The organism is Acinetobacter apis, from assembly GCF_900197575.1.
Classification (GTDB): Bacteria; Pseudomonadota; Gammaproteobacteria; order Pseudomonadales; family Moraxellaceae; genus Acinetobacter; species Acinetobacter apis.
In genome coordinates this window covers 138,963-160,788 of record NZ_FZLN01000003.1, presented here as the reverse complement: position 1 = coordinate 160,788, position 21,826 = coordinate 138,963, and the positions used below count along the sequence as shown (strand labels likewise).

The 21,826-nt window shown below is 37.2% G+C and carries 15 protein-coding genes; 10 read left to right on the top strand and 5 right to left on the bottom strand.

Going from position 1 to position 21,826, the window contains the following annotated elements:
* Nucleotides 1–224: 224 nt before the first annotated feature.
* The gene (locus CFY84_RS08780) at nucleotides 225–764 is read left to right on the top strand and encodes a hypothetical protein (RefSeq protein WP_088823841.1); all 540 of its coding nucleotides are present in this window, start codon (nucleotides 225–227) and stop codon (nucleotides 762–764) included.
* 35 nt (nucleotides 765–799) lie between these two features.
* Here CFY84_RS08780 and CFY84_RS08775 read toward each other — a convergent pair whose 3' ends face one another.
* Entirely contained in the window at nucleotides 800–2,209 is a 1,410-nt protein-coding gene (locus CFY84_RS08775) for a phosphate--AMP phosphotransferase (protein WP_088823840.1), read from the bottom strand.
* Between the two features lie 256 nt (nucleotides 2,210–2,465).
* On the opposite strand from CFY84_RS08775, the gene CFY84_RS08770 reads away from it, so the two are divergent.
* From CFY84_RS08770 to CFY84_RS08755, 4 genes are all read left to right on the top strand, one after another.
* Nucleotides 2,466–3,440: an SUMF1/EgtB/PvdO family nonheme iron enzyme gene (locus CFY84_RS08770; protein ID WP_088823839.1), complete on the top strand. Its 975-nt coding sequence runs from the start codon at nucleotides 2,466–2,468 to the stop codon at nucleotides 3,438–3,440.
* Between the two features lie 221 nt (nucleotides 3,441–3,661).
* A complete protein-coding gene (locus CFY84_RS08765; protein ID WP_088823838.1) occupies nucleotides 3,662–4,639 on the top strand; it encodes a formylglycine-generating enzyme family protein in 978 nt (325 codons plus the stop codon).
* Between the two features lie 221 nt (nucleotides 4,640–4,860).
* Complete coding sequence (locus tag CFY84_RS08760; RefSeq protein WP_088823837.1) at nucleotides 4,861–5,835, top strand: SUMF1/EgtB/PvdO family nonheme iron enzyme; 975 nt, start codon at nucleotides 4,861–4,863, stop codon at nucleotides 5,833–5,835.
* 220 nt (nucleotides 5,836–6,055) lie between these two features.
* Complete coding sequence (locus tag CFY84_RS08755) at nucleotides 6,056–7,030, top strand: formylglycine-generating enzyme family protein (protein WP_088823836.1); 975 nt, start codon at nucleotides 6,056–6,058, stop codon at nucleotides 7,028–7,030.
* A 47-nt stretch (nucleotides 7,031–7,077) separates the two neighbouring features.
* Here CFY84_RS08755 and CFY84_RS08750 read toward each other — a convergent pair whose 3' ends face one another.
* The gene (locus CFY84_RS08750; RefSeq protein WP_088823835.1) at nucleotides 7,078–9,987 is read right to left on the bottom strand and encodes a hypothetical protein; all 2,910 of its coding nucleotides are present in this window, start codon (nucleotides 9,985–9,987) and stop codon (nucleotides 7,078–7,080) included.
* A 16-nt stretch (nucleotides 9,988–10,003) separates the two neighbouring features.
* Nucleotides 10,004–12,778 (bottom strand): type VI secretion system Vgr family protein, encoded by a 2,775-nt coding sequence (locus tag CFY84_RS08745; protein ID WP_088823834.1) that lies wholly within the window; start codon nucleotides 12,776–12,778, stop codon nucleotides 10,004–10,006.
* 411 nt (nucleotides 12,779–13,189) lie between these two features.
* On the opposite strand from CFY84_RS08745, the gene CFY84_RS08740 reads away from it, so the two are divergent.
* From CFY84_RS08740 to CFY84_RS08730, 3 genes are all read left to right on the top strand, one after another.
* Nucleotides 13,190–13,903 (top strand): FFLEELY motif protein, encoded by a 714-nt coding sequence (locus CFY84_RS08740; protein WP_088823833.1) that lies wholly within the window; start codon nucleotides 13,190–13,192, stop codon nucleotides 13,901–13,903.
* 116 nt (nucleotides 13,904–14,019) lie between these two features.
* The gene (ubiE, locus tag CFY84_RS08735) at nucleotides 14,020–14,943 is read left to right on the top strand and encodes a bifunctional demethylmenaquinone methyltransferase/2-methoxy-6-polyprenyl-1,4-benzoquinol methylase UbiE (protein WP_088823832.1); all 924 of its coding nucleotides are present in this window, start codon (nucleotides 14,020–14,022) and stop codon (nucleotides 14,941–14,943) included.
* Between the two features lie 268 nt (nucleotides 14,944–15,211).
* Complete coding sequence (locus CFY84_RS08730) at nucleotides 15,212–16,831, top strand: ABC1 kinase family protein (RefSeq protein WP_088823831.1); 1,620 nt, start codon at nucleotides 15,212–15,214, stop codon at nucleotides 16,829–16,831.
* 133 nt (nucleotides 16,832–16,964) lie between these two features.
* Here CFY84_RS08730 and CFY84_RS08725 read toward each other — a convergent pair whose 3' ends face one another.
* The gene (locus tag CFY84_RS08725) at nucleotides 16,965–18,092 is read right to left on the bottom strand and encodes an acyltransferase family protein (protein ID WP_088823830.1); all 1,128 of its coding nucleotides are present in this window, start codon (nucleotides 18,090–18,092) and stop codon (nucleotides 16,965–16,967) included.
* 186 nt (nucleotides 18,093–18,278) lie between these two features.
* Between CFY84_RS08725 and hisIE the strand changes: the two genes are divergently transcribed.
* Both hisIE and CFY84_RS08715 read left to right on the top strand, forming a co-directional pair.
* Complete coding sequence (gene hisIE, locus CFY84_RS08720; protein ID WP_088823829.1) at nucleotides 18,279–19,043, top strand: bifunctional phosphoribosyl-AMP cyclohydrolase/phosphoribosyl-ATP diphosphatase HisIE; 765 nt, start codon at nucleotides 18,279–18,281, stop codon at nucleotides 19,041–19,043.
* Nucleotides 19,044–20,531 (top strand): UvrD-helicase domain-containing protein, encoded by a 1,488-nt coding sequence (locus CFY84_RS08715; RefSeq protein WP_088823828.1) that lies wholly within the window; start codon nucleotides 19,044–19,046, stop codon nucleotides 20,529–20,531.
* Between the two features lie 38 nt (nucleotides 20,532–20,569).
* On the opposite strand, the gene fbaA is transcribed toward CFY84_RS08715, so the two are convergent.
* The gene (fbaA, locus tag CFY84_RS08710) at nucleotides 20,570–21,649 is read right to left on the bottom strand and encodes a class II fructose-bisphosphate aldolase (RefSeq protein ID WP_088823827.1); all 1,080 of its coding nucleotides are present in this window, start codon (nucleotides 21,647–21,649) and stop codon (nucleotides 20,570–20,572) included.
* Between the last annotated feature and the right edge of the window lie 177 nt (nucleotides 21,650–21,826).

Here is a 21,826-nt window from a genome sequence, read left to right as displayed (position 1 = left end):
TCAAACTGGTTATAGCGCACAGTTTAAGCCAATGCCATCATTAAAAACTTAGTCATCGTGATCTACTTTTATGTTTTGATTGGTTACATAACCCTCTGAAAGCATAAAAATCAGTGCTATATTAAATTTAAAATATTCCAACTGCTGTGTTGCTATCAATTGTTCATGATGCAAAACACGGTTCAAAAGTAACGCAACAAAAATAACGTTTAAAGGTATTAAAAATGAAAATTGAAAATGTACCCTCTTCAATTGATCCGCAAATAGACTTAGAACGAGCTAAACGTGAATGTTTGGAACTAACTAAAAAGCGTGCCTATATTTCTGCAGGCGCAGCCATTGTTCCTATTCCTTTTTTTGATGTGGTCATTGATGTTGGTATTTTAACGGCACTGATTCCTGAAATTAACCAAAAACTTGGGTTATCAAAAGATTACACCACAGTTTTTAATCCACAAACCAAAGAAGTTCATTGGGATGAACTCAAAAAACGTGGTATCGAATTTTCAGGTTTGATGGTGGCAAGAACTGGGGTTAAAAAATCAATTAATGGTTTTGTCAGCCGCATGTTAACCAAACAAGTTACAAAATTTGTGCCCCTTGGCGGTCAAATTATTGCTGCAAGTTTAGGCTATATTGTTTTCAAAAAAATCGCAGAATCACATATCGAAGACAGCTATAACCTTGCTAAGAAAATTCAAAATGAGCAGCGTGAGCGCGATGCTGCTGCTCAGAACCAAAATCAAATCCCACACCAAGCATAGTCAAATCTATGACATACAGCAGATTGTGAAGCACATTAAGACGACTCAATCTGCTGTATAATTTGTTTTAACACCTGTATACGAGCTTCTTTTTTATGGTCTGTGGCAATCACATGCCAAGGTGCAGTAAGTGTATTGGTGTAAGCCAACATGTCTGATGCTGCCACCAAATAGTCAGCCCATTTTGCTCGGTTGCGCCAATCTTCTTCGGTAATCTTAAACTGTTTTTCTGGTGTAAACGCGCGTGCTTCAAATCGTTTGCGCTGCTCATGTTGACTGATCGACAACCAAAATTTAATGACAATGTGATTGGCATCAACTAAATTGTTTTCAAAACGATTAATCTCAGCATACGCACGTTGCCATGCAACAGGAGATGCAAAACCCTCTACCCGCTCTACCAATACGCGCCCATACCATGAACGGTCAAAAATAGTTAACTTTTTGTGATTCACTTTAGACCAAAAACGCCATAAATATGGATGCGCCAATGCTGTTGCATCAGGTGCTGCAATCGACTGAATCTCATACTCAATCGGATCTGAATATTGTACAATCCGCTCAATAATCCCACCCTTCCCTGAAGCATCCATCCCCTCAAACACTAAAATAATTTTTCGCGCATCTTTACGAACTAAATCCACAACATGCCGATTTAATCTCTCAAATAACACATCATATTCATCTTCATTGTATGTAAAATCCGTATAATGCACATGCAACTGTGGTGCTATCGGCTGTGATTCCCAATGACTTGCTGATGGGTTATGTTGCGCTTGATTGATTTGATGCAAATGATGCAGCATCTGTGTCAAAAAGCTTTTACTGCGTTTTTTCTCTTTACCTTCATCAATAATGATCCAATCTTGGGTAAATAATTGACGTATCTGTTGTAATTGATCATATTCTGGTTTTTTAAGCCAATTTAAACCATATTGCTGCTGTATTTCACGCCATCCTGTGTTGGCCTCTGTATCCAATTGCTTGAGCTTGTCATAAGGCAAATCAAACCAAAATTTAATTACCTCAACATCATTCTGCTTTAGATCTTGCTCAAAAGCGTCAATATTTGCTAAGTGCTGCTTAATTTTTGAGGTTGTGACTTGGGTGTCATTGATGGCAGCAACTAAGATGTCTTGATACCAATGACTCAATAAAATTGAAATTTGTCCTTGCTGCGGAATTGCTGCAACATAAGGTTGCCAAAATAATGCATTAACTTGTGATGGTTGAACCGGATTAGCATGAATCATTAAACCTTTAGGGTTTATGGTTTGTCTTAATTTTTGTGCTGCAAATGATATTCCTGAAAAGCTAGTACCCGCCAAAATAACGCAAATACCTTTACCTTGGCGTGCTTCAGCATGTTTTTGAAGCAATGCCTGTGCTTCGATCAGTTGTAAAGCTAAGCTATTTTCGTGATCTGAGTTTTTTTTATTGTCCATAACGACCCTGCTATTCTTTTTGATAACTCATGTATACCCTAGAAACTATACCTGTTGGGGTTATTTTCGAACATATTATGTTGTATTCAGTAATAAATTCTGATGACTTAGTCATCTATTTTCATGAACGTTAAAATCATTACGGTTCATTTTAATTAAAAATAACGTTAAACAAGTATCATAATTAACTTTAAATATTGACTTAGTTGTTATAAAGTAGGCTAATTAATCGAATAAAAGAATGAGTCTATAGACCATGATCCCAAAAAAACTAGCCATTATTTTATTGTCTGGTCTTGCCATAACGGCTTGTGCTCAATCCAATTCAAATAGTTCTCAAGCCAATCAAATTCCAACCACCAAAAGCAACTTATCTCCTGAACAAAAACAACAACTGCAACAACTGATTGATAAAACCAAAAAGAACTTGATATTTGTTAAAGGTGGCACCTATATGATGGGTGACTTTGGTTCAGAACATAGCGAAGACAAACTCCCTTATGATGGTGCTGCAGACAGTAAACCACTCCATAAAGTCACTTTAGATGACTTTTATATGAGTGCGACAAAGTCCAATTATGCAGATTTTGATGTGTATACCAGTGTCACAGGGCAAAAACCCGTTGGAGACTTTGATGAGCAATTACTTCGTAATCGTGTGCCTATAGCAGCGGCAGGCATTAATTGGCAACAGGGACGCAACTATTGCCAATGGTTAGGGCAGCAACTGAATATGAAAATGGATCTGCCTACAGAAGCACAATGGGAATATGCAGCACGTAACCGTGGTCAGTATGTGATGTACCCTACAGACAATGGTAAAATTGACACTGGACGTAATGTATGGAGCTTTGAGCAACGGCAAGACTCTGAGGAAAAATATAAAGCTTTTAAACACCTTCCAATATTACAGCAGTTTCCACCAACACCAATGGGCTTTTATGACTTAATTACTGACAATTATGAATGGATGCTCGACTGGTATGACCCTGAATACTACAGCCACTCACCGGAAAAAAATCCTCAAGGCCCTGCAACAGGTAAAGAAAAAGTAGTGCGTAGTTATAAACCTTTTGATGGGCAATCGTTAAAAAAATATCATGGTAAAACTATGCAACGTAATGCTGTAGATCCTATAGCAGACCCTGAGTCTGTCCAAGAGGCAGCTGATTTAAAAGTTCATATTAATTTTAACGAAAATAATTCAGTCCGTTGTGCTGCTAATCCTTAATTAAAGTATGAATGTGTCAAGTTGAAGATGTTTCATATTTAAAACATTGACGAATAAAAACTAAGATTAATACGCTTTATCTTTTAATAAGTGGTAATTTCAATGCTAGATTACCAATACCTTATATTAATGTTAACTAAATAACATATTTAACTACAAAGATTGACTCAATTAGAATAAAATCGATTCATTGATTGAATAATAGAGTGAATCTATAGACCATGATCCAAAAGAAACTAGCCATGATTTTATTGTCTGGTCTTGCGATAACGGCTTGTGCTAAATCCAATTCAAATAGTTCTCAAGCCAATCAAATTCCAACCACCAAAAGCAACTTATCTCCTGAACAAAAACAACAATTACAACAACTGATTGATAAAACTAAAAAGAACCTGATATTTGTTAAAGGTGGCACCTATATGATGGGTGACTTTGGTCCAGAACATAGCGAGGAGAAACTCCCTTATGATGGTAACCCAAACAGTAAGCCATTACATAAAGTCACTTTAGATGACTTTTATATGAGTGCGACAAAGTCCACTTATGCAGATTTTGATGTGTATACCAATGTTACAGGACAAAAAGAGGTGGGGGATTTCACTGAAAAACAGAGAAAAAAATACCGTATAGCAAGTTTTGCTGCAGGCATTAATTGGCAACAAGGGCGCAGCTATTGCCAATGGCTTGGACAGCAAATAAATATGAAAATGGACTTGCCCACAGAAGCACAGTGGGAATATGCAGCACGTAATCGGGGGCAGTATGTTGTATTCCCAACTGACAATGGCAATATTGACACTGGTCGTAATGTATGGAGTTTTGAACAGCGACAGAACTCTCAAGAAAAATTTAGAGCTTATCGTGATATTTCTGAACCAAAACAGTTTCCACCAACACCTATGGGCTTTTATGACTTAATTACCGACAATTTTGAATGGATGCTCGACTGGTATGACCCTGAATACTATAACCATTCGCCAGAAAAAAATCCTCAAGGTCCTACAACAGGTACACTTAAAGTAGTACGTAGCACCCCACCAAGTGATGGACAATCGTTAAAAATGTTTAATGGAAGAACCATGCAGCGTTATCCAATGCACCCTATTGCCAACCCTGAAGAAATAAAGGATGCAAAAGATTTGAATATTCATATAGATTTTAATTACAACCATTCTGTACGCTGTGTTGCCAATCCTTAATTAAAGTATCAATGTGTAAAATTTGAGATGTTTCATATTTATAACATTGACGAATAAAAACTAAGATTAATCCGCTTTATCTTTTAATAAGTGGTGATTTTAATACTAGATTATCAATACCTTATATTAATGTTAACTAAACAACATATTTAACTATAAATATTGACTCAATTGGAATAAAATCGATTCATTGATTGAATATAAGAGTGAGTCTATAGACCATGATCCAAAAAAAACTAGCCATGATTTTATTGTCTGGTCTTGCCATAACGGCTTGTGCTCAATCCAATTCAAACAGTTCTCAAGCCAATCGAATTCCAACCACTAATAGCAACTTATCTCCTGAACAAAAACAACAATTACAACAACTGATTGATAAAACCAAAAAGAACCTGATATTTGTTAAAGGTGGCACCTATATGATGGGTGACTTTGGTCCAGAACATAGTGAGGAGAAACTCCCTTATGATGGCAACCCAAACAGTATGCCACTCCATAAAGTCACGTTAGATGACTTTTATATGAGTGCGACAAAATCCACTTATGCAGATTTTGATGTGTATACCAATGTTACAGGACAAAAACCCGTTGGGGACTTTGATAAGTATTCAACTCATGAGCGTGTGCCTACAGCCGCAGCAGGCATTCCGTGGCAACAAGGGCGCAGCTATTGCCAATGGCTTGGACAACAACTGAATATGAAAATGGACTTACCCACAGAAGCACAATGGGAATATGCAGCACGTAATCGGGGGCAGTATGTTGTCTTTCCCACAGACAATGGCAATATTGATACAGGCCGTAATGTATGGAGCTTTGAACAACGACAAGACTCTCATAGTAAATATCATACAGTAAAAGATATTCCTGTATTACAACAATACCCACCAAATCCAATGGGCTTTTATGATTTAATCACCGACAATTTTGAATGGATGCTCGACTGGTATGACCCAACATATTACAGCCATTCGCCAGAAAAAAACCCTCAAGGCCCTGCAACAGGTACGCTTAAAGTAGTGCGTAGTACCCCACCAAGTAACGGACAATCATTAAAAATGTTTAATGGAAGAACAATGCAGCGTTATCCAATGCACCCTATTGCTGACCCTGAAGATGTAAGAGGATCAAAAGAACTTAACTTTAAAATGGATTTTAATCGTACTAAATCTGTACGCTGTGTTGCTAATCCTTAATTAAAATATCAATGTGTAAAGTTGAAGATGTTTCATATTTAAAACATTGACGAATAAAAACTAGGATTAATCTGTTTATATTTCAATAAGTGGTGATTTTAATACTAGATTACCAATACCTTATATTAATGTTAACTAAATAACATATTTAACTATAAATATTGACTCAATTAGAATAAAATCGATTCATTGATTGAATATAAGAGTGAGTCTATAGACCATGATCCAAAAGAAACTAGCCATTATTTTATTGTCTGGTCTTGCCATAACGGCTTGTGCTAAATCCAATTCAAATAGTTCTCAAGCCAATCAAATTCCAACCACCAAAAGCAACTTATCTCCTGAACAAAAACAATCACTGCAACAACTGATTGATAAAACCAAAAAGAACCTGATATTTGTTAAAGGTGGAACCTATATGATGGGTGACTTTGGTCCAGAACATAGCGAGGAGAAACTCCCCTATGATGGTGATCCAGACAGTAAGCCCCTCCATAAAGTCACTTTAGATGACTTTTATATGAGTGCGACAAAATCCACTTATGCCGATTTTGATGTGTATACCAGTGTCACAGGACAAAAACCCGTTGGGGACTTTGATGAGTACTCAATTTATGATCGCATACCTACAGCCGCAGCAGGCATTCCGTGGCAACAAGGGCGCAGCTATTGCCAATGGCTTGGACAACAACTGAATATGAAAATGGACTTACCCACAGAAGCACAATGGGAATATGCAGCACGTAATCGGGGGCAGTATGTTGTATTTCCAACTGACAATGGCAATATTGACACTGGACGTAATGTATGGAGCTTTGAGCAGCGACAAGACTCTCATAGTAAATATCATACAGTAAAAGATATTCCTGTATTACAACAATACCCACCAAATCCACTCGGCTTTTATGATTTAATCACCGACAATTTTGAATGGATGCTCGACTGGTATGACCCAACATATTACAGCCATTCGCCAGAAAAAAACCCTCAAGGCCCTGCAACAGGTACGCTTAAAGTGGTGCGTAGTTCTGCTCCTGATGATGGGCAGGGGTTAAGTATGTTTACAGGTCCAACAGTCAGACGTCATGCCATTCACCCTATTGCTGATCCTGAAAGATCAGAGTGGGCATCAAAATCTAAATATACAATTGATCTTAATGAAGATAATTCTGTACGCTGCGTTGCTAACCCTTAACCGCATATATAAGGGTGATATTACATCACCCTCATTTTTAAAATACGTTAAGCCAAGTCAGTTGCAGATGGGTCGTTAAATGCAGCCATAATATGTATGTTACTTGCTTTTAACTCTTTGGCTTCAAAGCCTTCACTGATTAACCCTTGCTGCGCAACAAACTGCTTATAGGCTGGCTGATCTTGGTTTTGCACCAATAAATAATGACATGAGCTTTCTGTGACAGCATGAGCTTGATCTCTATACTTCAAATAATCTTTAAGCCAAGGGCTCATACTGTCTTTTGCACCGTATTTGCCTTGGTTAACATTAGAAATAATATCTTGTGCTATTGAGTGGTCATGCCCATGGTTTAAAAAGCGTACAAGATCGCCTTCAACCTGACCCAATTGTTCACAATTGAGCTTTTTACCTTCAGGGTGAATATGTTGAATGGTATTTTGCCACTCTGAACGCGTCAAACAAGTTTTTAAAATATTAATGACTGCTTTTTTACGCTCTGTAAAAGTTTCAAAATCACCTGTTATTGCTGTTTTAACCGTAATGTTACTATCAAAAATTGCAGCAGTTCGATCACTCCAATGCGTCACCCCATATAGCAAAATGCCCTTGCTTTCAGGCCATGCTCGGATGAATTCACTGCGGCCTTGCGGTGAGTTAATATTCCGAGCCATATTTAAACGTTCTTGGTCTTGATCTAAACGTCTAATCCACGCTCTATAATCTCTCGCAAGCTCATCAACACCTATAGTCAATGAAGAGTCACCCCCAATACAATAAGCCAAAATTTGTGCCATGGTACTAAAAGCCTGAGATTGAACATATACCAGTGTTTGAAAGCCAGCTTGTAAAAGCTGCAGCTTAATGAAGGCAAAAAAATCGGGTAAATACTCTTTATTAACTTGAAAGTGTACAACCCCTTTACTATTTGCTCCACGACATAAATGAGCGGCTACTAAAAATTTAAAGTTACGTGTATCTCGGTCAAAACCAATTTGGAATTGCCCTTGTGCCCCGAATCCAGCAGTTGCTGTTCGGCTAGCTTGAACAGATGCAATGGTTACAAACTCACCTTCACCGTTTTTACCTAACTCGGTATTTGGTTTAAACCATTCAATTGCGCCTTGTAACATAATGTCCATATCAACGCCTGCAAAAGCAGTGATTGCAACATTCGCTTGATTGGTTGCATTTTCTTTATTTGCTTCAATTTGCTTTAAACTGCCTGCCGCAGGTTGAAGTATAGGACGGTTTTGGCGGTCTAACATATTTGACATTGAACGCTCTGGGGGACGATTTGCAGGTTGAATTGTTTGGTTACCATGCTTATTGAATGAGATATCTACAGAAATATTGCCTGATATCGCTAAATTTGCACCAGCAAAGCCATATAGCTCAGCCCCCATCAAAAAACGGATAGTCCCTAAATCATGATTATGGAATTCCATTTTCCAGCCAGACTCGCATGGGAAAAACTTCCTCCACTCTTTAAATCCTTCAAATAACGTCCACTTTAAAGAAGCATCGGCTTCTGTATTAATAGAAACACCCGAAGGACCCGTATCCATTGAACCTTTAGCATGTGCCCCTGTAGTCATCCTTAACCATTGTGCTTCTGTATGCACAAGAATATTATCGGAATTCATATATTCTGTTAGGATCTCATCTTTCAACCCTGCTAGTCCATAAACTGTTTTTTCTTTACTGCCAATTTCGAACTCTTTATGGTCAAAATTATTAAGCTTAGGTTTTTGCTGAGGTTTATATTTTGTTGCGGTTGGACTTTCTGCAAACAAAGGAAGCCCAGATAAACGACTACGTCTAATTTCTGCATAATTCTTTTTTGTCATATAGCGTGAAACTAAACTACTTCTAGGAGCATTTCTATTGATTTTTCCTGTTGATTGAGCTACCCAGACTTCTGTTAAATCTTCTGGTTTTTTAAACTCCTCATTAATTCTTTTTATCGCAACCTCTTGACTTAAATTTAATCTTTTTTCAAGCTCTTTAATTTCATCTGGACTTCTCACCATAATCGCTTTAGTAAGAGCTGCATTCGATTCATGCACATTACGAACTGCATCTGATAAAATTTTCGTTTGACGATCAAACTCTTCAAACATCTCTAAAGGAACAATGTTTATTTCATTGGTATGTGGATTAATGATAACCCGACTTGTATCAGTTTGAACTAAACATACTTTATGTTCAGGGTTTGATGCTGTTATCGCTGTTGTTTGTGGTAATTTTATTTTATAAATTTCTTGAGGATCGATACAAGTAATTGGCTCAAAAAGCGCGGTCTTTTGTGGTGTTTTTCCAAAGTCATACTTCACAAACAACATCCCATCTACTCGATCTTCAGCTAAATCTGTAAAGCCATTTTGATTTAATCTTGCACTTCTATCATTAACAACCGGCCTGTCTTGACCTAAAGCAAAAATTTGATAATTAATCTCAGAAACAACTGTATTCAATGAATTAATAAACTGAAATAATGCATATGATTTAAAAACTAAATCATGTCTTATCGTCTGAATACGGGTTCTTTGTTTTTTATATTCACCATATAATACTTTTGGATTTTGCTGACCATTCAGTTGCTGTAAATGATATTCTGCTTGACTAATAAATGCACTGTTACGTTTTAATTCAACAGAATTAATATCAATCATTGTTGGACCACTAAGTAAACGTGGTGTTATCAATTTCTTTTGTGTACTCTTTATACTTGAATAGCCTTCAACAGTGATGGAGAGCTTCCCATTCTCTGTAATGCTAACTGGTACAGTTCTTCCGTTAGCATCAGTTTTACCATTAACATTCAAACATTGACCTGTTTCTGATAAAAATTTAATTTGATAGTGTACATTCTTAAGGCGTTTACGCTCACCTTGTATGTAACAGCCTAAAAAAGTAAAAATATATTCTGACTCTCTATAAGAATTTATCTGCATAGTCTGTACCCTGTACTTAATCTTGGCTTGCTAATTTATATTTAGATGCATTTTTATCAGAAATGTGTACTGACACTTTTTCTGGCCCTTCAGTTTGGACTCTTTGCGTTTGACCTGATGCATTCGTGCGTCCTGTCTGACGACTACCATCTTCTCTAAAAATAATATATTCAACGTTTTTAGCAGGTTGCCCTTTTAAGTCCACAATTTTAAATGTAATGTAAAAAGGTCTTGTATCTTGTTTTACATCATTTTTAGGCAGTTCTGCTTTCTCCCCACCAGTAAATACATGCTGAGCTGCTTTAAACTCCATTTTTCCTGAAGTTTTACTACAAATGCCTGATTCATTGACGGTAATAGATGATGCCCCCCCTGTAATCACAATCTCCTTAGGACTGTTAATCAGAATACGGTCTTCCGTAGATGCAATAGTGACGCCTAATTTTGCTAATAAAGACAACGCATCATTTTGAGCTTGTATCTCAACTTTATTTTTTGCAGCAACAGCTTTGATGCCATCTTGAATCGCAAACAAACTAATTTTATTTCGCGCATGAGCAATCAAATTATTTTGTGTACTGATATTTATGCTGTCACCTGCTGTTTGACTAATATGTCCATTTGCAGATAAATGAATATCTTGTGCCGTACTAAGACCAATTCCATCAGGTGAACTTAAAACCAACAGTGCTTTATTGAACTTCGCAATTTCTTTTTCTAAATGCTGAGCAAATAATTTGAGCTCTTCAACGGTTTCTATTGGGTCAGTTTGCTGATTTTTTGCTACTTCACTTAAAGCTTGACTATTATGTTGGCTCTCTTGAAATTGAAGTTTTGCATCTTCAGCATGAAGATGATCTCCCTCTGCATGGGCTTGCTGGTAAGTCGACAACAATAAGCCTTGCCCTGCACGCACTGCCCCCCATTGATCTGTTCTCAGCTCAAAACCCTCTCCTCGATCTTGACTTTCAGAAGTTTGTTTTGGTTGACTGAGTTTTCCAAGGTTTAATTGACTGACACCATGGCTGCTTTGTAATTGTGTACTGATCTGTCCTGTCGTATCATCAAAGCGCAGCTGGTTAAAGCCATCGCCTTGAACTTCTTGAGAGCGAATACCACTTAGATTTTTTGTGTCAGGAAGCTGTCCTTTTTGATCAAATTGAGTTGTGTGACGCTCTGCTTCATGCAAACGTCCTGTGACAAATGGTCGGTCAATATTGCCATCAAAAAAGTCAATGACAACGATTTCACCGACACGCGGTAAAAACCTTGCACCATAACCCTCACCTGCCCATGGGGTCAGCACATCAACCCATGCCGAATCGGTATCTGAATTATTACTGCCTGCACCACCATCATGTGCATTATCATTTTCACGGCTAAATAAAAAACGAACTTTGATTCGTCCCCATTGATCAACATGAATCTGCTCACCCTCAATGCCAACCACTCTTGCTCGCTGAACATGGGCTGTTGGTTTATATTTTTCAGGGTGGTAGTCAGGAACGACTGTAATCTTTCGTCGTATTAATGTCAGCGTATTGCCTTGGCGCTGTTCACCTTCTTTAATATTTTTGGTGTGCCAACGGCTAGCCGTCAGTAATTCTTCGGCTTGTTTCTGAATGTCTTTTGGTAAGTTATTTTGATTATAAAAATGCTTACTTAGAATCAATAATTCTTGATCAGAACCTGTATGTGTATCAATTTCGGGATGGCCATTTAATTTAAACCAATAACCCACTTGGACATCACGGACAGTACTGTGAGCAGTAAAATATTTAGATTGAAGCTGATTTAAATCTGTTAAATGTTGGTTAAGTATTTCAACCTGACGATGACTTGATGGTGTTGTACCATCTTCACCGTTTAAATCACTGACCCATGCTGGACTAATATGCCATGCATCTTCTAAAGAAAGCATTTCGCTATCATAATGCTCGCTTTGTACGTTTGCAGAAAGTACTGAGCCTGAGCCATCTTCTTGTTCTAAATATTGTGGTTGCCATCTTTGAACATGTACTGCGCCTGTTTGCAATTGACGTGCTGATGTTAAACTTGTAATTGTATCAAAACGTTCTGTTGCATCACTGCGATGGAAACGAATGACTTTTCGTTCTAGAGCAGAAAAGTGCTGATTATTATCAATTAATTTTAACTTCTGTGGCTGGATACTGTCTTTATTATGTGCAACAAAATTTTGGCTTTCATCAATCAGCCAATTGATTCCTTCACTACGCCAAAGGCGTGTTACAAATTCATATTCAGTTTCCAATGATGTTTGCATGGTGAACGGACGAATATCATATTCTTTTTTTAACCCTGCTAAATCTAATACTAAACTTGATGCAAATAGCGGACTTTTTTCTTGCCATTCTTTAAATATAACCTGAGTAATCTCAAGAACAGATTTACTCATAAAGACACGACTGTTTCTACGTTTGTGCCAAAGCGATGTTGCATCTTGGAGTTTTAGTTTATAGACAGTCAGTGAACCATCATTTTGTCCTTGTGCTGCCTCTACAATAATACCTGTGGTTCTAAACAATAAGCCGGTATCAGTAATCTGATCTATCGCAACTTGAGCACCAATAAATTGTTTCAGTGGAATTGTTGAATTATTTGATAAGCAAATTAATTCACAAATAAGGCCTTGGTTAATTTCATGATGGCCATCTATACGCTGTATAAATACTTGTGAATCTAAAAAAGGTACAGAAAATTGAGCATGGATTGCTCTTTTTTGATACCCAAACCCCAACTTTTCTAAGAGAGTAGAAATGTCATGTGTCATTTGTCACTCGAAAAATAGTAATAAAATCAAAGTATACAACAAATAAACAGAAATTAACCACACTATTAAAATTAAATGATAATTAAAACACATTTAATGCATATAGATTGACACAAAACATCATATCTTATTCTGTTATTGAATGAATATAGCGTTCAGTAATTCAAGATCAGTCTTGATCATTCTCAAGCCATAAAATCGATTCAACTTCATTGAATTTTTGCTCATGATGATGATTTGATCATTTTAGAATATTAAAATTAGACTGATAATCTACTCAATTATCAGGTATATGGGTTTACCATGATTTAAATATTATGCTGATTTATCATTTCGTTACTCGAAATAAATACCAATCATCTAGCCAACAAATTATTATAAAAGCTATTGTTCATCATTTATACTTATAATATGTCTAAACTTAACGTACTGGATGATTTATTAGTTCGTTACCACCAATTACAATATCATCAAAATGCATTGCTCAGACAACGCTTGAACGATGTTCAAACATGGCAAAAAAAACGTTTACTTGAGACGCATCAATGCCTTTTTAATCAAAAAAACCATCAAGCATTGGCTCAGTATTTTGTTCACCGCCTCTATGGCGGACCTGACTTTGATTTAATTGCAGTACAAATTGAACGGTTAATTCATCATGCCCACAAAATTGAACACATCATTCCTGCAAGTGCCTTACAAACAGGTACACATGGCATTGAACTTTCAATTTTAGCGGTAGAGCTTGATGAACAAGTTGCCCAACAAGTATTACGCGATTACCCGCAATCTACAGAAATTACTGATGATGTGATGCGAAGTACCTATATGCAGATCAACCAAAAAGAGTTACGGTTAAAACAATTAAAAATGACGGATGAATTAGGGACTCACCTTGATCAATATGTCAAATCCTTCATGCTCAACACTGCATTTAAACTTTGCAAACCAATGGCTTATAAACACCATTTTCATATGATGTATGATTTCATTTATGATGGTCTTGTGGCCTTAAAACCACTTAAATGTACTGCAGATTTTGTCAATAGATTTACTGAACAAGAACGACATGTCTTACTGAAAGTCCATAATGGTCATCAAAATCCATTTCGTTCCTCATCATAATGTTCGCTCATGCTGTTTTTATGTATATTCTGCAACGATTTTCTGCAAAACTATAAATTTTCTGTCATGATGGCTCTCTTTTAAGTCATTCTTTATTTGGTGATAGGAGAAACTCAATGTCGAATGAAAAACAAACACCGAAAGCTGAACAAGCTTCAGCGGAGCCTAGCCCATTTTTATCTTCTCCTTTGCCTGAAGGAACACCACAAGGTCAGCAACAGACACTCAAAGAAATTACTCAAGAGACTGCGATACCTTATTATAATTTACCACGTGGTGCTGGACGAGATGATTATGTTGGTGAAACCACACATTTTGGTTTTAGTACCATCAGCACAAAAGACAAAGAACAAAAAGTTGCACATGTTTTTCATTCAGTCGCTAAAAAATATGACTTGATGAATGATTTGATGTCATTTGGTATTCACCGTTTATGGAAACGCTTTGCCATTCAAATGTCAGGTGTTCGAAAAGGTCAGCATGTTTTAGATATTGCAGGTGGAACAGGTGATTTAGCCAAAGTCTTTAGTCGCGAAGTTGGTCCATCAGGTCGTGTAGTATTGTCTGATATTAATGAATCCATGCTGAATGTTGGTCGAGATCGTTTAATTGATGCAGGCTGTGGCAATGTCGATTATGTCCTTGCCAATGCAGAGTCTTTAGAACCATTTGCAGACAATAGCTTTGACTTGGTCACCATCAGTTTTGGTCTACGCAATGTCACAGATAAAGATGCCGCATTAGATGCAATGTACCGTGTGCTCAAGCCAGGTGGTCGATTACTCATTTTAGAATTTTCAAAGCCAGTCTTTGAACCGTTTTCTAAATTATATGATTTGTATTCGTTTACAGCACTGCCTGTAATGGGAAAAATTATTGCCAATGATGCAGAAAGCTATAAATATTTAGCAGAGTCTATTCGTATGCATCCAGACCAGCGTACTTTAAAAGGTATGATGGAAAATGCACAATTTCAAAATTGTGATTACCACAATTTAACGGGTGGCATTGTTGCTGTTCATCGTGGTTTTAAAGTGTAATTAGATATAAAAAATCTAAAAATAAGCACATGTTATCGATGTGCTTATTTTTTATCAAATCTTGTGATGAAGTCGTAAAGCAGCTTTTAGCGACGCTTTTTTTTGCTAAAATACGTTATACTTGTAAGGGTAAATCATACTTTATTTATATATATTTCTTGATTGTATGAACTATATATTCATGCCAATTATGCATGAAAGTCACTGTATATTAAGTCAAAGGTCATTAATGAATGATCTAAATTGAGTGAAGCGAGGCATTTGCATCATGATTCCACATTTTTCGCGTTTAATAGAACTTTGGCGGATTGCTGCTTACTATCGCTTAGACACTTTGATTGCGAAAGAACATCTGCCTGCTAAACTCAAACCGTTACTGAAACTGATCGTATTGCATCCCGCAGCATGGTCAAGCAAACATTTAAATAATCCGCTGAAGCTCAAAGAAGCACTTGAAGAAATGGGGCCATTGGCCATTAAAATGGGGCAATTGCTTTCAACACGGCGTGACCTGATTCCCCCTCAAGTATTACAACAATTGGTCATGCTACAAGACCAAGTAAAACCCTTTTCAATAGATGTAGCAAAAGCACGCATCCAAGATGGTTTAAAAGCAGAGCTAGATACATTATTCAAGCGCTTTGACGATAAACCGTTGGCAGCGGCATCAATTGCGCAAGTCCATACAGCTGCTTTGCATGATGGTCGTGAGGTTGTGGTTAAGATTACCCGTCCTGACTTAAAACAACAGCTAGTACGCGACTTTGACATTTTAAAATGGTTAGGACAGCAATTTGAATTTCGTCTAGAGGCAGCACGTGCACTGCACATCTCAGAAATTATTGCCAATTATCGTCAAACTATTTTGAATGAGCTTGATTTAACGCTAGAAGCAGACAATACACGCCGTATGCGTAAATACTTCGAGGGTTCGCCCATGATGTATGTACCAGAAGTGTATATGGACAGCGTTGACATTATGGTGGTCGAGCGCATTATTGGTGTTCCAATTTCAGATACAGAAACTTTTGATCGTTTAAACATTGACCGCAGAGTATTGGCAGAAAATGGTTTAAAAATTTTCTTTACACAAGTATTTCGTGACAACTTTTTCCATGCAGATATGCATCCGGGGAATATTTTTGTTGAAACGCTAGGCTCAAAACATCCCCGTTATATTGCTTTAGATTGTGCCATTATGGGAGAGCTATCTAAACGTGACCAAATGACTGTTGCACGTATGCTGTTGTCGGTCATGAATGGTGACTTTTTACAACTCATTCAAGTGGTTCATCAAGCAGATTGGATTCCACCCAATACTGACCAAGATGCCTTGGCTCGTGAAATGCGCCGCACTGTAGGGCCTATGATTTCTAAGCCGATGAATGAGCTCGATTTTGCCGGGATTTTAGTGCAAATTATGGACATTGCACGGCGTTTTCGCTTGGAAATTCCACCACAATTAATGCTACTGCTCAAAACCTTGGTTCATGTAGAAGGTTTAGGGACTGATTTATATCCACAGTTAGATATTTGGAAACTTGCTCAGCCAATTTTAAATCAATGGGTAAAGGACAATGTTAGCCCGATTAAAAACTTCAAGCAGTTTCGCCAAAACCTTCCTGAGTTTTTATTTACTGCACAGCAACTTCCAACATTACTGATTGACAGTTTAAACGGATTAAAAAGCCAAAATGCTTGGCAAGATAAACAAGTTCGTGAATTACAAACCCTTCGGACTCAATTAGAGCAACAGCAAAAACGTAGTTGGATTTTTGGCAGTCTAATGGCGATTTTATTGAGTATTGCAATTGTGAGCCCTTGGTTTATTGCCACCCCGCTCATTGTATTGGCATGTATTATCGCTAGTTGGCGTGTGCTTCGTTAAAGCATCGTATAATGAGTCATTAGATCGTTAGCTTCAGCAAATAAATGTCATTCGAATGGCAAAGATTGTTATGTGGATTTTTCAGATCATATACAACTATGATCTGAAAAAGCACATCACAAATACAAACTCATTATTTTTCTATTAAGCGTTTTCTTATTTTATAATTTATGGGATGAGAGAAAAACTTTTCAATATAAAAACTGAATAAAAAAGTCACGACTAAATAGGTCAGCAACAACAATAGTTTTATATTGCCACTTGTTTCTTGTGGTAAATAAACCACTTTAATCAAACCGAGAATAACCAAATGAAATAAGTAAATTTCATAACTGTTACGACCAATGCGTTTAATTACACGCGAGATCAAATTATCCTGAACAGGTATTGGATGCGAGACGCTTGTCAGGATGAGTACACTGCTACATAAGGAAAATGCACTCACACCCCATACACATGTTTCTCTAATTGGTCCCGAAAAATAAATTAAGATTAAACACATCATCATCACATATTTAAAATAATGACTATTTTTAGTGATGCTCACACGCCTTGAAATTAATGCAGTCAGACAACCAAATGCAATACCATCTATGCTCGACAAGTAATGATATAAATATGCACCATTTTCATCTGTGATTGTCAAAGCTCTAAAATAAGGGCAAATACCAATCACAACCAAGCATACAACATAGAAAAAATACTCTTTCTTTAAACATATTGCCAACAACGGAAAAATCACATAAAAAACTTCTTCTACTGACAATGACCAAAGCACGCCGAGCGCATAATTAACCCACCCCTCATGTATAATTAAAATATTCATCCAAAAAGTCAGTGCAGCCAAATTGACTAAACTTTGAATCATGGGGAGTTCATGTGAAGTCTGAGTGATAAATGGTTTCAGTCCAAACATTCCCAATATATTCACTACAATCACTAATAAGAATAAAGTCGGTATAATTCTTGCGCATCGCAGTAAGTAAAATACTTTATAATCAATGTTTTTTAGCTCTTTCCACCGTTGTAAAGCATGAAATGTAATTAAATAACCTGAAATCACAAAAAACATTGTGACACCATAATTGCCGTTTCGAGCCAACAACGTAATAAAGCTATGGTCTAAAATACTGAATGTAATCCATGTATCACTGAGTTTATATGGAATATTAAAATGATGTATTAATACAAGCATGATCGAGATAAATCTTAATACATCAATGAATTCATTAGGTGGATCTCGTTTTTTGCTCACAGACATATCCTTGTCTTATCGTTTTATTGTTCTCAAGTATCGACTTATAACTTGCATTGAAAAAAAGAGATCAAGTGTACTTTTATAAACTTCACTAGAAAAAGTCGTAATCCATTTTAGATTTTCACTGCAATGCCGTACACTATAGCGGCATTTTTATTTTCTTTTTCTATTTTATACTGAGTAATTGGCATGAATAATACACAATGGCTTGATGACGTAAAGTTTAATGATCAAGGGCTGATCCCTGCAATCGCTCAGCATCATCAAACAGGTCGTGTATTGATGGTTGCATGGATGAACCGTGAATCATTAGAAAAAACAGCCACATTAAAACAAGCGGTTTATTTTTCAAGATCACGCCAAAGACTTTGGCATAAAGGTGAAGAGTCAGGCCACTTTCAAACAGTGCATGAAATTCGCTTAGATTGCGATGCAGATGTGATTACTCTGCAAATTGAACAACATGGTGGAATTGCCTGTCATACAGGTCGTGAATCATGCTTTTATCGTAAATTAACAGCAAATGGCTGGGAAACGGTAGATGCACAGATCAAAGACCCAAAAGACATTTATCACTCGCTTTCATCAGATGAAATAACGGATACACATACAGAATCTGTTGATGTTCTCACCCATTTAGGACGTATGATGATCGAGCGAAAACAAGCTGATCCTGAAAGCTCTTATGTGGCATCACTGTATAAAAAAGGTTTAAACAAAATCTTAGAAAAAGTTGGTGAAGAGTCTGTTGAAAGTATTATCGCTGCCAAAGATTTAGCACAAGAATTTAATGAAAGCCATAAAAACGACTTCATTTATGAAGTGGCTGATGTCTGGTTCCATAGCATCATTGCACTTGGTTATTTCGACTTACAACCTCAAGATATTCTGAACGAACTTGCACGCCGTCAAGGGCTATCAGGTTTAGTAGAAAAGGCAAATCGTACACAATAAATGACCCAACATGTAATTCAGCCGACACACGAGCAGCAATGTGCTATTGATACTGCGCAGCATGGGCAATCTTTTAAAGTGGTGGCATATGCTGGCACAGGAAAAACCACCACGTTGCAAATGATCAGTAATGCATTACCCAATAAACGTGGTATGTACTTGGCTTTTAATAAAGCCATTGCCAATGAAGCAAAAGATAAATTTCATGGTCGTGTCGACAGTAGAACCTTTCACTCATTGGCCTTTCGCAGTGTGCCCCGTGAAATTACAGACAAACTGCGTCTGCCCCGTTTAAGTCCAAGTTTTTTAGCGAAAGAATATCGTTTAGAACCCATTACTTTACGGCGTTTAATGAGTGGACGTTATGAAAAATATACGCTCATGCCAAGCAGACTGGCTAGCCTTGTGACCAATGCTGTTGGATACTTTTGTTCGACCAGCTCACAATACCCTGCGCCAAGACATATTCAAGCGCCAAGTTGGTTACATGCAGATGATATTGATACCTTACAAAAGCACTTGTATCCATTTCTTGAACGTCGTTGGTTAGAATCCATTCATCCACAGCATCAAGCAGGGATTGGACATGACATTTATTTAAAACTGTGGGCACTATCCAATCCAATTATTCCTGCAGATTATGTGTTATTTGATGAAGCACAAGATGCAGACCCTTTAATGCTAGGTATTTTATTGCAGCAACAGCAAACTCAAGTCATTTATGTTGGCGATGCACATCAACAAATTTATGCTTGGCGTGGTGCAATCAATGCCATGCAACAATTGCCTTTGCCTGAGTCAAGGCTCACCACTTCATTTCGATTTGGTGAAGATATTGCACAAGTTGCCAATTTATTGCTCAGTGGCTTAAAAGAAAATGTTCCGCTATTGGGTAATCCAAAACGTACTTCAAGAGCAGTCAATGTACCCCACTCTAAAAAGCGCGATGCCATTTTATGCCGAACCAATGCTAGAGCCATGGAACTGCTGCTGTCAGGCTTAGTGAATGGTGATAAAGTCGGTTTACAAGCCGATCAAACACGGCTCAGCCGCTTTATCGATGCTGCAACGCTGCTTAAACAAGGTAAACGCGTCACTGATGTGCCAGAACTTGCATGGTTTAACTCATGGAATGATGTTCATGAATATTGTGAAACGCATGAAGGCAGTGATATTAAACCTTTAGTTCGTTTGGTAGATGATCATGGAACAACGCCATTAAAAAATGCATTACATAAAATCACACCACTTGCTGAAGCCGACTATGTCATTTCGACAGCACATAAAGCCAAAGGCTTAGAATGGGATCGTGTACATATTGAAGATGACTATCAATTTAAAATTAATCCGCATGATTATAAAATCAGTGATGAAGAATTAAGGCTGCTATATGTTGCCTGTACACGTGCCAAAGACACTTTAAATATTCATCATATTTACGATTTAATCCAACGATTAAAACAGTCACCTCCCAATATGAAAAAATAAAAAAGGGCCTTATGGCCCTTTTTTATTTTCAAAATTAATTAATTACGGTCAACACTATTCAGCTCTTGGAACGCTTGCTCTAAACGAGACACCATAGATGTCTGTGCTGCACGCAACCATACACGTGGATCATAGTATTTTTTGTTTGGTTTATCTGCGCCATCTGGGTTACCCAATTGGCTTTGCAAATATGCTTCGTTCTTTTTATAGAACTCTAACACACCATGCCAGTTTGCCCATTGCGTGTCTGTATCAATGTTCATTTTGATCACGCCATAGCTAATAGATTCTTTAATTTCTGCTGCTGAAGAACCTGAACCACCATGGAACACAAAGTCTAAGCTGTTATGTGCTAAATTATGTTTTTCAGTCACATATTCTTGTGAATCACGTAAAATAGTTGGTGTTAGTTTCACATTACCTGGCTTATACACGCCGTGTACGTTACCAAATGACGCTGCAATGGTAAAACGTGGGCTAATCGCAGATAGTTTTTCATAGGCATAATCAACATCAGCAGGTTGAGTATATAATGCAGATGCGTCCATATGACTGTTATCTACACCATCTTCTTCACCACCTGTACAACCCAACTCAATTTCTAGCGTCATGTCAATTTTAGACATACGTTCTAAATATTTGCTGCAGATTTCAATGTTTTCTTCTAAAGATTCTTCTGACAAATCGATCATATGTGAAGAGAATAATGGTTTTCCTGTTGCAGCAAAATGTTTTTCGCCTGCGTCTAATAGACCATCAATCCAAGGCAAAAGTTTCTTTGCAGCATGATCTGTATGTAAAATTACAGGTACACCATAATGTTCAGCCAATAGGTGTACATGCTGCGCACCAGAAATTGCACCTAAAATTGCTGCATCATGTGGCTTTTCTGTTTTAAGCCCTTTACCTGCAATAAATGCCGCACCACCATTAGAGAATTGGATAATGATCGGCGCTTTAACTTTTGCAGCAGCTTCAAGTGTCGCATTAATAGAGTCTGTACCTACACAGTTCACTGCAGGAAGTGCAAATGCATTTTCTTTAGCGATAGCAAATACTTTTTGAACGTCATCACCTGTGATTACACCAGGTTTCACAAAATCAAAAATCTTAGACATATTACATTTCCTATTTCATCAGTTTAGATGGATTAAATCAGATTACAACAATGAATTGACTTAAAACTAAGCATTCTTATTGTGCTTATAGCAACTGACATTCCTTATTTAAAAGCGATGTCTGCTATCGATACAGAGTTGATATTTTGAATCATCAAATGATTCACAGATATCAAT

What these genes read in the sequence shown, in the direction of transcription:
- CFY84_RS08730 (WP_088823831.1), top strand. Translation starts at nt 15,212, where the DNA reads ATGATTCCACATTTTTCGCGTTTAATAGAACTTTGGCGGATTGCTGCT.
- CFY84_RS08765 (WP_088823838.1), top strand. Translation starts at nt 3,662, where the DNA reads ATGATCCAAAAGAAACTAGCCATGATTTTATTGTCTGGTCTTGCGATA.
- hisIE (WP_088823829.1), top strand. Translation starts at nt 18,279, where the DNA reads ATGAATAATACACAATGGCTTGATGACGTAAAGTTTAATGATCAAGGG.
- CFY84_RS08740 (WP_088823833.1), top strand. Translation starts at nt 13,190, where the DNA reads ATGTCTAAACTTAACGTACTGGATGATTTATTAGTTCGTTACCACCAA.
- CFY84_RS08755 (WP_088823836.1), top strand. Translation starts at nt 6,056, where the DNA reads ATGATCCAAAAGAAACTAGCCATTATTTTATTGTCTGGTCTTGCCATA.
- CFY84_RS08715 (WP_088823828.1), top strand. Translation starts at nt 19,044, where the DNA reads ATGACCCAACATGTAATTCAGCCGACACACGAGCAGCAATGTGCTATT.
- CFY84_RS08775 (WP_088823840.1), bottom strand. Translation starts at nt 2,209, where the DNA reads ATGGACAATAAAAAAAACTCAGATCACGAAAATAGCTTAGCTTTACAA.
- CFY84_RS08760 (WP_088823837.1), top strand. Translation starts at nt 4,861, where the DNA reads ATGATCCAAAAAAAACTAGCCATGATTTTATTGTCTGGTCTTGCCATA.
- CFY84_RS08745 (WP_088823834.1), bottom strand. Translation starts at nt 12,778, where the DNA reads ATGACACATGACATTTCTACTCTCTTAGAAAAGTTGGGGTTTGGGTAT.
- CFY84_RS08750 (WP_088823835.1), bottom strand. Translation starts at nt 9,987, where the DNA reads ATGCAGATAAATTCTTATAGAGAGTCAGAATATATTTTTACTTTTTTA.
- fbaA (WP_088823827.1), bottom strand. Translation starts at nt 21,649, where the DNA reads ATGTCTAAGATTTTTGATTTTGTGAAACCTGGTGTAATCACAGGTGAT.
- CFY84_RS08725 (WP_088823830.1), bottom strand. Translation starts at nt 18,092, where the DNA reads ATGTCTGTGAGCAAAAAACGAGATCCACCTAATGAATTCATTGATGTA.
- CFY84_RS08770 (WP_088823839.1), top strand. Translation starts at nt 2,466, where the DNA reads ATGATCCCAAAAAAACTAGCCATTATTTTATTGTCTGGTCTTGCCATA.
- CFY84_RS08780 (WP_088823841.1), top strand. Translation starts at nt 225, where the DNA reads ATGAAAATTGAAAATGTACCCTCTTCAATTGATCCGCAAATAGACTTA.
- ubiE (WP_088823832.1), top strand. Translation starts at nt 14,020, where the DNA reads ATGTCGAATGAAAAACAAACACCGAAAGCTGAACAAGCTTCAGCGGAG.